The following is a 10567-nucleotide window of genomic DNA, read 5'->3' on the forward strand; positions in this document are numbered from 1 at the left end:
CGCCGGGGGCCGAAGCGCCAGCCTCGCGCATGCCCACCCCCCCCCGCGACAAGCCCCCCGACGGAACAAGCCCGCCGCCGACGCATTCACCGTAGATGGCAGAGAACAGCGGTCCCCGACCCGTTTCCCCCACCCGCGTGCAGCCATCGTCCGATCGCTGGAGGATTCCGATCCTGGTGATCGCATTCGCAGCGGCGTTCTGGTTGCTGCGCGAAGCCTATGCCGTGGTCATGCCGGCGGTCTGCGCCTTGCTGCTTGCGCTCGCCGTATGGCCGCTTGCCTCGGCGATATCCGAGCGCATGCCGTCCAGGCTGCGGTGGCTGGGCGCGGTCGCGGGGCTGCTCGTCGTGCTCTTTTTTCTCGGTGCCTTCGTGTTCGGTATCGGGCTCGCGGGGAGCCAGGTCTACGATCTGCTGACCGATCTCGGCCCTCGGCTGGAGCAGCAGCTCCACAATCTGGGCCTACCCGATCTCGGCCTGCCCGACATCCTTAGCGATGGCCCGGATCCCGATTCCACATCGCTGGTGTCGAACGGAGCGCTCGCATCCAGTGCGATGACTGCGCTCGGCATCACCACCAGCACGCTGGGCGGGATCGTCCTGATCCTGTTCCTGATCCTGCTGATGCTGCTGGAAGCGGGCAATTGGCACGACAAGATCGCCGCCGCGGCGACGCGCGGGCGTGCGAAGGGAGGCGCCGGGGGAAGCGGGGATCGCGCTGGCCGACGCTGGCTGGAAATCGGCCGGTCCGTGGGCGAGAAGTTCCGCGCCTATTTCCTCATGCGCCTCGTGCTGGGAACAGCGACAGCCTGCCTCTACGCGGCCTTTCTGGCGATTTTCGGCGTCGATTACCTGCTCCTGTGGGCTGTCCTGACCGTCCTGCTCGGCTTCATTCCCACTGTCGGCTCGATCGTCTCCGGCGCACTGCCCGTGTTCTATGTGCTGGTCACGCGCGATCCCGGAACGGCCGCACTGGTCGCGCTGGGCCTGCTGGTGATCGAACAGGTCATGGGCAATTTCGTCGATCCCAGGCTGATGGGCAAACGGCTCTCGATCTCTCCGCTGGTCGTGCTGCTCTCGCTGCTGTTCTGGTCGGTGCTGTGGGGCGTGGTCGGCGCGATCCTAGCGGTGCCACTCACGGTTCTCATCACGATGGTCATGGCCCATTTCGACGGCCTGAAGCCGGCCGCCCTGCTGCTCACCGATCGCTCCTCCTTCGAGGAACTCGATCGCTATATCGAGCCGAAGAGATGACCATGCCGCTCTCTCGCTGAGGGAGCAAAACCGGAGGCCCCGAGCACTGCAAGCGGCGGCGCATTGCCCTTGCTTGCTCCCTGCTGCCCCGCGACTGCTGCAATTGACAATCATTCGCATCCGCGTCAGTGGGAGGGGAGATACGGCGCGACGCGCCTACCCCCGAAGGACAAGACGGTCATGATGGTTCGCGTGGAAGGCGTCCTCGACACAGCGCAGGTGGCCGAGCTTCGGGCGCTGATCGAGAGTGGCGAATGGGTCGATGGCAACGAGACCTCGGGGCATCAATCGCGCACCGCCAAGCGCAACCGGCAATTGCGGCAGGGCAGCCAGACCGAGCAGGAGGCGGGCAGGATGGTACTCGATGCGCTCGGCCGTACCCCCGAATTCATCGCGGCGGCGCTCCCGCTCAAGGTCTTTCCGCCGCTGTTCAACCGCTACGAGGGCGGCGAGACCTTCGGCGCCCATGTCGACAATTCGATCCGCCGCCTCGACGGCACCGATTTCCGGATCCGCAGCGATCTGTCGGCGACGCTCTTCCTCGCCGATCCGGACAGCTACGGGGGCGGCGAGCTGATCGTCGAGGATCTGTTCGGCGAACACCGGGTCAAGCTGCCCGCGGGAGATCTGGTGCTCTATCCCGCCAGCAGCGTGCATCGCGTCACGCCCGTGACCTCGGGCGCCCGTATCGGCTCGTTCTTCTGGCTGCAAAGCATGGTTCGCGATCCCGGCGAACGCGAGCAGCTCTACCGCCTCGATCGGACCGTCCGCTTGCTGAGCTCCGAACGCGGGCCGAGCGATGGCGCGGTCCTCGAACTGACCAATCTCTACCACAATCTGATGCGCCGCTGGGCGGACGCCTGAGCGCAAGAGCGCCTATTTCCAGCATTCGTCAGTGCTATTGCGAATAAGTTGCATTTGCATTGACACTGCAGCCTTGGTTTCGCATAGGCCCCTCCGACGACGAAAACAGGGAGGCCATCAGAGCCATGACACGATCGACATTCACCCGCACCTCCGCACCGTTCCTCGCGCTGGGCTGTGTCGGGTTCATCGCCAGCGCCCCGGCAACGGCCGAAACCGGCATCGACCCCGATGGATCGATCGTCGTGACCGGCGAACGGACCGACGAGCTGAGCATCGACCAGGCGACCGCACCGATCCTCGACACGCCGCGCACGATCAACGTGGTGACCGAAGAGGCGCTCGAGCAGACCGCATCCTATTCCTTCGAGGAAGCGCTGCGGATGGTGCCCGGCATCACGCTGGGCGCCGGCGAAGGCGGAACCGCGGCGGCGGACATCCCGCTCATTCGCGGCGTCGACGCGACCGGCGACGTCTTCGTCGACGGCGCGCGCGATCTCGGCTCGCAGACGCGCGAAACCTTCGCCGTCGAACGTATCGAGGTGTTCAAGGGCCCCAGCGGCGCGCTCGGCGGTCGCGGGGCGGCAGCGGGCGGGATCAACCTCGTCAGCAAGACCGCCCGCGCAGGCGATTTCGCTTCGGCGACCGGATCCGTGGGAACCTCGGACCTCTATCGCGTCACCGCGGACGTCAATCGCCAGCTCGGCGACCGCGTGGCGGTGCGGATCGTCGGCTTGTTCCACGATTCGGAGACGCCCGGCCGCGATGCGATCTACGACGACCGCTGGGGCATCTCCCCCTCGATCGCCTATGGCATCGGCACGGACACCATCGCCAGTCTGACCCATTACCATTTCGAGGGCGACCAATTGCCCGATTACGGCATTCCGCTGACATCGCGAGGCCAGCTTGGCGACGGTCGCCGCGTCCCTGCGGATGTCGATTACGACAATTTCTACGGGCTGTTGGCTCGCGATTTCCAGAACACGCGGGTCGATACCACGACCTTCCAGTTCGACCACGATCTGGGCAATGGCTGGAGCGCCTCGGCGCTGCTGCGCTACTCCAGCTCCGCCATCGACTATATCGTGACCAATCCCGACGACAGCGCCGGAAACGTCGCCGACGGTCTGGTCTGGCGCGCCACCAAGAGCCGCAATTCCGACACGCAATCGATGGCCGGCAATGCCAATATCTCGGGCGAGTTCGCGACGGGTTCGATCCTGCACAATCTGTCGATCGGCGCCGAATATGGCTGGGCGGATACGCGCAACCTGAACTACAGCGTCGACACCGGCAATCGCAGCTGCCCGCCCGCTGCAATCGCCGCCTTCAATTGCACCGATCTGTCGAACCCCGATCCGTTGGATCCGTGGAGCGGCGCGATCACTCCGGCCAGCACCCCGAGCCTGTCGGAAGCCGAAGACATCAGCATCTACGCCTTCGATTCGGCAACCCTCATCCCCGAGCTCATCGTCACTGCCGGGGTCCGCTACACCGACTATCGCGCCTCCGGCTCCGGCGCAGGTCGGGGCGGGCCCTTCAGCGGGAGCGTGGAGACCGATTTCGTCAGCTGGCAGGCGGGCGCGATCTACAAGCCGGTTCCCTGGGCGAGCATCTATGCCTCCTACGCGAATGCCAAGAATCCTCCCGGCACCGATGTGGGCGCGGGCTCGGGCAATATCGCGATCAGCAACGACACCTATGCACCCCAGGAAACCGAGAATTACGAAGTGGGTGCGAAAGCCGATCTGTTCGGGGGCGCGTTGCAGCTCTCGGCCTCGGCATTCCGGGTGGACCGCAACAACATCATCGACACCGATGCGCTGGGCGAGGTGGTGGAGATCATCGATGCCGCTCGCATCGAGGGGTTCGAAGTGGGCGCGACAGGCCGCGTCGGCGCGCTGTCGCTGTTCGGCGGCTACACCTTCGTCGACAGCGAGCTGACCGGCGATACCGCCAGCGCGGGCAATCGCCTGCCGAACACTCCGAGGCACAATCTGGCGCTGACCGCGAGCGTGGAAGTGAGCGATCGCTTCGGCTTTGGCGGCGGGGTCTACCATCAGTCGGGCCGCTTCGCGGATACCACCAACCTGATCTCCGCCGATGGCTATGTCCGCTTCGATGCCTTCGCCACCTATGAGTTCAACCCGAACCTGGCGCTGCGGGTGAATGTGAAGAACGTCGGCGACGAACGCTACATTACCAAGCTGCGCAACCCGCACTTCGCGGTGCCCGCCAACGGACGCCAGGCAATCGTCTCGCTGACCGCCAAATATTGAGCGCAGGAAATGCCGCCGGGGCCGCACGGATGCGGCCCCGGTGGATCACGGTCGACCCCCGCGCATAATCCGGTTTCCTACATGCAGAGCCCGCGTTACCCTCGCATCGGCTCTTTCTCACCGTCGTTCGCGCAAGCAGACCGCCCGCCTCCCCTGAGGACGGCGACCCGCATGTGTTTCATGTACAAACGCGCGGCGACTACATCGAGCGGGCGATCACCATCCGCATGATCTCGTTCGAGCCGCCGAAGATCCGCGTGATCCGGCTGTCGCGATACATCCGCGCGATCGGGTAGTCGTTGATATAGCCCGAGCCGCCATGAAGCTGGAGGCATTTGTCGACCACCTCGCTCTGCAGTTCGGTGACCCAGTATTTGGCCATGCAGGCGGTGGGGACGTCGAGCTTGCCATCGAGATGCTTGGCGATGCAGTCGTTGACGAACACCCGCGCCGCGGTGCCGCGGGCCTTGAGGTCGGCGAGCACGAACTGGGTGTTCTGGAAGTCCCACACCGTCTGCCCGAAGGCCTTGCGCTCCTTGACGAATTCGACCGTCACATCGAGCGCGCGCTCGATCCCGGCGATCGCGCCCATGGCAATGATCAGCCGTTCCTGCGGCAGTTCGCCCATCAGCTGGTAGAAGCCCTTGCCCTCCTCGCCGCCGAGCACGTTTTCCGCCGGGACGAAGACATCGTCGAAGAACAGTTCGGAGGTGTCCTGTGCATCGAGCCCGATCTTGTCGAGCTTCTTGCCGCGCTGGAATCCCTCGGCGCCCTCGGTTTCGAGCAGCAGCAGCGAGATGCCCTTGGCGCGCTGGTTGGGATCGGTCTTGGCGACGACGATGATGAAATCGGCGATCTGGCCGTTGGAGATATAGGTCTTGGCGCCGTTGAGCCGGTAGCCATTGCCGTCTTTCAGCGCGGTGGTGGTGATGCTCTGCAGATCCGAGCCGACGCCCGGCTCGGTCATCGCGATCGCGCTCACCAGCTCGCCGCTGACCAGCTTGGGCAGGTAGCGCTTCTTCTGCTCCTCGGTGCCGTGGCGGACCAGATAGGGGAGGATCACCGTGTTGTGCAGGCTGGCGGCAAAGCCATCGACATTGTGCCTGCCCTGCTGCTCGATCACCACCATGTCGTGGCGGAAATCGCCGCCGTGGCCGCCGTATTCCTCGGGCACCGAGACGCCCAGCAGACCGGCCTCGCCCGCCTCGTTCCAGAACTCGCGCTCGACCTGGCCGTCCTCGCGCCATTTGGCGACGCGTTTTTCGGGAGCGTGCTTCTCGTAGAACTTGCCGACCGCGTCGGCGAAGATCGAGATTTCTTCGTCTTCCATGAAGGCGGGCGGCGGAATGTCGATGACGGGCATTTAGGGTGATCCTCTCTCAGGGGTAGTCAGATGGCAGTAGCGCGCTTGTGCCGCGCGCTTACTTGCCCTTCCAGTTGGGCTTGCGCTTCTCGGCAAAGGCAGCCGCGCCTTCGCGCGCATCCTCGCTCATGAAGACCTTGGGCAGCAGCTTGGCCTGCTCGTCCCAGCGCTCTTCCAGGCTCCAGCCACGCGACTGGTCGACGATCTGCTTGGAGACGCGCACCGCGAGCGGGCCGTTCTCGTTGATCTTCGCCGCCAGTTCCTTGGCCGCGTCGAGCGCCGAGCCTTCGACCACGCGGTTGACCAGCCCGAGCTCGTAGGCGCGGGTAGCGTCGATGAAATCGCCGGTCAGCGCCAGTTCCATCGCGATCTTGGGGGGGATCAGATCGGGCAGTTTCATCAGCCCGCCCGCCGCAGCGGCGAGCCCGCGCTTGGCTTCGGGAATGCCGAATTTGGCGTCCTTGTTGGCGACCACGAGATCGCAGGAGATCATCAGCTCCATCCCGCCGGCGAGCGCATAGCCCTCGACCGCGGCGATCAACGGCTTGGAGGGGCCCTGCTGGGTAATCCCGCCGAAGCCGCGCCCCTCGATGCTGGGGGATTCGCCGCGCAGGAAGCCCTTGAGATCCATGCCGGAACAGAAGGTGCCGCCCGCCCCGGTTAGGATCGCGACGCGCAGATCGTCGTCTTCGTCCAACCGGTCCATCGCCGCGGCGATGCCCTCAGCGGCGGCCTTGTTCATGGCGTTCTTGGCTTCGGGGCGGTTGATCGTGACGATCAGAATGCCGTCTTCGACCTCTATCAGGACGTCTTCGCTCACTTGCTCATCTCCCATTGCAATGTGAAACTGGTCTTGCGCCCTTGCTGCGGCAGGCTTACGCCTACGTCAACCGGCAATCGCCGCGAAAGGCGCGCCCGGAGAGGAGAACACTAAATGTCAGAAGCCTATATCGTCGATGCCGTCCGCACCCCGCGCGGGATCGGAAAACAGGGCAAGGGAGCGCTTGCCGAGCAGCATCCGCAGCACCTCGCGGCAACCGTGCTCAAGGCGATCGCCAGCCGCAACAACCTCGACACCGCGACGATCGACGACGTCATCTGGTCGGTCAGCACGCAGGACGGGATGCAGGCAGGCGATCTCGGGCGCATGGCCGCGCTCGATGCAGGCTACGACGTTACCAGCTCGGGCACGACGCTCGACCGCTTCTGCGGCGGCGGGATCACCAGCGTCAGCCTCGCGGCCGCGCAGGTGATGAGCGGGATGGAGGATTGCGTGGTCGCGGGCGGCACCGAGATGATGAGCCTCACCGGGCAAATGGCGCGCGACAAGATGGCTGCGGGCATGAAGCCGCCGATGATGGGCAGCTACAACGCGCGGCTGCAGCAGTCGCATCCGCAGAGCCACCAGGGCGTCTGCGGCGATGCCATCGCCACAAAGGAAGGCTTCACCCGCGAGGAACTGGACGAGGTCGGCTATCGCAGCCAGCAGCGCGCCGCGCAGGCCATCGCGGAAGGCCGGTTCGACAAGTCGCTGGTCCCGGTGGTCGATGACGAGGGCAACGTGGTGCTCGACAAGGAGGAGTTTCCGCGTCCGCAGACCACCCGCGAGGGGCTGGCAGAGCTGGAACCCGCCTTCACCAAGATCGCCGATGTTCCGACCGACCAGAACGGAACCACCTTCCGCGGGCTGATCAACCGCAAATATCCCGATCTCGAGATCGAGCATTTTCACCATGCCGGCAACAGCTCGGGCGTGGTCGATGGCGCCGCGGCGGTGCTGGTGACCAGCAAGGCCTATGCGCAGAAGCACGGTCTCAAGCCGCGCGCGCGGATCGTCGCCACCGCCAATATGGGCGACGACCCCACGCTGATGCTCAACGCTCCCGTCCCTGCGGCGAGGAAGGTGCTCGAGAAGGCGGGACTGACCATCGACGATATCGACCTGTTCGAGATCAACGAGGCCTTCGCGGTGGTCGCGGCCAAATTCGTCCGCGACCTCGGGCTCGACTGGGACAAGGTCAACGTCAACGGCGGCTCGATCGCGTTGGGTCATCCGATCGGTGCGACCGGATCGATCCTGATCGGCACGATGGTCGACGAGCTCGAACGCCAGAACAAGCGCTACGGCCTCGTCACCATGTGCGCCGCGGGCGGCATGGCCCCCGCGATCGTAATCGAGCGAGTCGAGGATTTCGTCGACTGATAGTTGGTTCTAGCGAAGAGTGGATGGGAGTTCGGGCACCGCGCCCGGCTCCCATTGCTCGCCGGCGAAGCGGATCGGAGGGGCGATATGATGCGCGCCGCCTTTGGTCTCGACCAGCAGCCCGCGCTCGGCAACATGTGGCTGATCGAGCGCTTCGCGAAAATCAAGCACCGGCGCGAAGGCGACGTCCTTGTCGGCGAACCATTCCACCCATTCGTCTCGCGTTTTGGCGGAGAAGGTCTCGCGCAGGAATGCGATGAGCGGTTCCTGCTCGCCGGCAGGCGCTTCGGCATAGGGCAGCAGATCCTCGCGCCCCAGCGCCGCCAGCAGCACTTTCGCGAACTTGATCTCGCGCCCGCCGAGCGCGACATGGCGTCCGTCGGCGGTCCGATAGACCTGATAGAACCCCGCCCCGCCGAGCGAGCGCTGGCTGGCCGAGCGCGGGCTTTCGCCGCCCGCGATCGCGCTGCCCGCTGTATGCGCGCACCACGGCAGCAGGCTGTCGAACATCGCGCAGTCGATATAGGCGCCCTCCCCGCTGCGTTCGCGGCCGAGCAGCGCCATCAGCACCGCCGAGAGCGCGGTGAGCCCCGCCGCCATGTCCGAGCTCGCCACCCCGGGCACCACCGGCACGCCGTCGGGCCCGTCATTGACCGCGAGGAACCCCGCCAGCGCCTGCACCGCCATATCGTGCGCGGGGTGCTGCGCCAGCGCGCCGTCCTGCCCGAAGGCGGTGATCGAGCAATAGACGATCCCCGGATTGAGCGCGCGCACCGCCTCGTGATCGAACCCCAGCCGCGGCATCACCCCGGGGCGGAACCCCTCGACGAAGACATCCGCCTCGCGGCACAGTTCGGCGAGCGCGACCTTGCCCGCCTCGCTCTTGAGGTCGAGCGCACGGCTTTCCTTGCCGCGGTTGCAATTGGCGAACCAGACCGAGTGCCCCGCCTCGAACGGCCCCTGGTCGCGCGCGGGATCGCCAGCGGGCGGCTCGATCTTGATCACCCGCGCGCCGTGATCGGCCATCATCACGGTCATCATCGGACCGGGAAGAAACTGCGTCAGGTCGATCACGGTGATCCCGGATAATTTGCCCATTCGCATTTCCCCCCTTGGTGCCCGCGGTCATTGCGAGGCGGCCCACATGGACGAGGAATTGTCGCTGCGCCAGTAGGGCGCGTCAGGGTTCGACAGGCAGTCGGGCTTCGGCAAGCGCGAGGTCTGCGACCGTGTCGATATCGAACAGGCTGGCGGGCGAGAACGGCGACAGGGCTTCCGCATCTTCGCTCCTGCCATGCCCGCCCGCTCCGCGGTCGCCGTGCAAGCCGCCGAGACGCGAGAACATGGCTGCGGGGAACCCGGCCGGATTGCCGTGTCTGCCATCGGGATAGCGGGTGAAGAGCGCGCCATCGGCCAGCGCGAGGCGGCGCAGATGCCCGGCTTCGACGAACGGCATGTCGGCCAGCAGGATCACCAGTCGCGAGCAATCCTTCGCCGCCTGCGCCGCGCACCGGACCGAACTCGCCAGCCCTTCGCCGGCGCGGTCATTTAGCGCGATGCGCCATTGGGTTCCCGAGAACAGGCTCGCCGAGTGTTCGCTCGCCACGACAAAGCGGGTCACGAAACCCGCTTGGGTCGCCACTTCGGCGGCCCATTGCCAGAGTGGGTACGGGCCGAGCTCTGCCGCCAGCTTGTCGCCGGTGAAGCGCTCGCCCCGTCCCGCGGCCAGCAGCGCGACCGCAATCGATGGGTCGAGCGGATCAGCGCAAGCGTTCATAGGAGCCGGCCACTTCGGCCAGGACCGACAGCGCCAAGGTCTGCGGGGTCCGGCAGGCTGGGAGCAGGCCAATCGGGCTGCGCAGCCGGGCGATGTCCTCTTCGGTCGCGCCGCGGGCAAGTAGCGCCATGGTGCGCTGTTCGCGCGCGTTCTCACCGCCCTGAGCGCCGATGTAGAAGGCCTCGCCCGCCATCGCCTCCTCGATCAGCGCGGCCTCCCATTCGTGATCGTGGAACAGCAGGATCTCGGCGGTCCAGCGGTCCGAAGGGGCGAGATCGGGCGCCTTGCCCAGAGTCAGTTCGCGCTTGTCGATCGCCTCGATCGCGATCCCGGAAGCGCGCGCCAGCCGCGCCAGTACTGCCAGTTCGGGACCTTCGCCATAGGCGCGCAGCCGCAACGCCGGAATGTATCGGCGGTGACGCAGATCGCCCTCGCCCGGGAGGGCGACTTCGACGGGCTGACGTGCCTTCAGTCGGTTCAGTGCCGCGCGGCACGCTCCCCGATCGGGAGCAGGGTCGAGCAATATGTCCAGCCCTCCGCCGCAGGGCAGGCGGAAGTCGATCAGATCCGAGCCATGTCCGTAGCGCCGCACGACCGGCTTGCTGCAATTCCTCACGTCCGCGGCGAGCTGGCTTTCGAGACAGCCATCGGCGAGGTCGCCGACAACGCTGCCATCAGGCAGCACTGCGAGCTGTGCACCGATCCGGCGCGAGAAACTGCCCTCTATCCCGACGATGGTGCACAGCGCGGCGCCCGGTTCGCCGGCAGCCGCCAGCGCCGCATGGTCCTCATCCAAAGCAGCGGAACTATCGGTCCGGAGCATCG

The 10567-nt window shown here is 66.0% G+C and carries 9 protein-coding genes; 4 read left to right on the forward strand and 5 right to left on the reverse strand.

Going from position 1 to position 10567, the window contains the following annotated elements:
* Window positions 1-95 precede the first annotated feature (95 nt).
* The 3 genes from Q9K01_RS09850 (at window position 96) to Q9K01_RS09860 (ending at window position 4399) form a co-directional block, all read left to right on the forward strand.
* Entirely contained in the window at window positions 96-1253 is a 1158-nt protein-coding gene (locus tag Q9K01_RS09850; protein WP_305930076.1) for an AI-2E family transporter, read from the forward strand.
* A 180-nt stretch (window positions 1254-1433) separates the two neighbouring features.
* Complete coding sequence (locus tag Q9K01_RS09855) at window positions 1434-2117, forward strand: Fe2+-dependent dioxygenase (RefSeq protein WP_305930077.1); 684 nt, start codon at window positions 1434-1436, stop codon at window positions 2115-2117.
* A gap of 125 nt (window positions 2118-2242) precedes the next feature.
* Window positions 2243-4399 (forward strand): TonB-dependent receptor, encoded by a 2157-nt coding sequence (locus tag Q9K01_RS09860; RefSeq protein ID WP_305930078.1) that lies wholly within the window; start codon window positions 2243-2245, stop codon window positions 4397-4399.
* A 199-nt stretch (window positions 4400-4598) separates the two neighbouring features.
* Here Q9K01_RS09860 and Q9K01_RS09865 read toward each other — a convergent pair whose 3' ends face one another.
* Both Q9K01_RS09865 and Q9K01_RS09870 read right to left on the reverse strand, forming a co-directional pair.
* A complete protein-coding gene (locus Q9K01_RS09865; RefSeq protein WP_305930079.1) occupies window positions 4599-5762 on the reverse strand; it encodes an acyl-CoA dehydrogenase family protein in 1164 nt (387 codons plus the stop codon).
* 58 nt (window positions 5763-5820) lie between these two features.
* Complete coding sequence (locus Q9K01_RS09870; RefSeq protein WP_305930080.1) at window positions 5821-6582, reverse strand: crotonase/enoyl-CoA hydratase family protein; 762 nt, start codon at window positions 6580-6582, stop codon at window positions 5821-5823.
* 114 nt (window positions 6583-6696) lie between these two features.
* Here Q9K01_RS09870 and Q9K01_RS09875 point away from each other — a divergent pair, with 114 nt between their 5' ends.
* Window positions 6697-7965: an acetyl-CoA C-acetyltransferase gene (locus Q9K01_RS09875; protein ID WP_305930081.1), complete on the forward strand. Its 1269-nt coding sequence runs from the start codon at window positions 6697-6699 to the stop codon at window positions 7963-7965.
* Window positions 7966-7974: 9 nt separating this feature from the next.
* On the opposite strand, the gene Q9K01_RS09880 is transcribed toward Q9K01_RS09875, so the two are convergent.
* The 3 genes from Q9K01_RS09880 to Q9K01_RS09890 form a co-directional block, all read right to left on the reverse strand.
* The gene (locus Q9K01_RS09880) at window positions 7975-9063 is read right to left on the reverse strand and encodes a CaiB/BaiF CoA transferase family protein (protein WP_305930082.1); all 1089 of its coding nucleotides are present in this window, start codon (window positions 9061-9063) and stop codon (window positions 7975-7977) included.
* Window positions 9064-9145: 82 nt separating this feature from the next.
* Window positions 9146-9742 (reverse strand): nucleotidyltransferase family protein, encoded by a 597-nt coding sequence (locus Q9K01_RS09885; protein WP_305930083.1) that lies wholly within the window; start codon window positions 9740-9742, stop codon window positions 9146-9148.
* Window positions 9726-10565 (reverse strand): XdhC family protein, encoded by an 840-nt coding sequence (locus tag Q9K01_RS09890; RefSeq protein WP_305930084.1) that lies wholly within the window; start codon window positions 10563-10565, stop codon window positions 9726-9728. The genes Q9K01_RS09885 and Q9K01_RS09890 overlap by 17 nt, the downstream gene beginning before the upstream one ends.
* Window positions 10566-10567: the final 2 nt, after the last annotated feature.

Origin of the sequence: Qipengyuania benthica (assembly GCF_030717865.1) — a bacterium.
Classification (GTDB): domain Bacteria; phylum Pseudomonadota; class Alphaproteobacteria; order Sphingomonadales; family Sphingomonadaceae; genus Qipengyuania; species Qipengyuania benthica.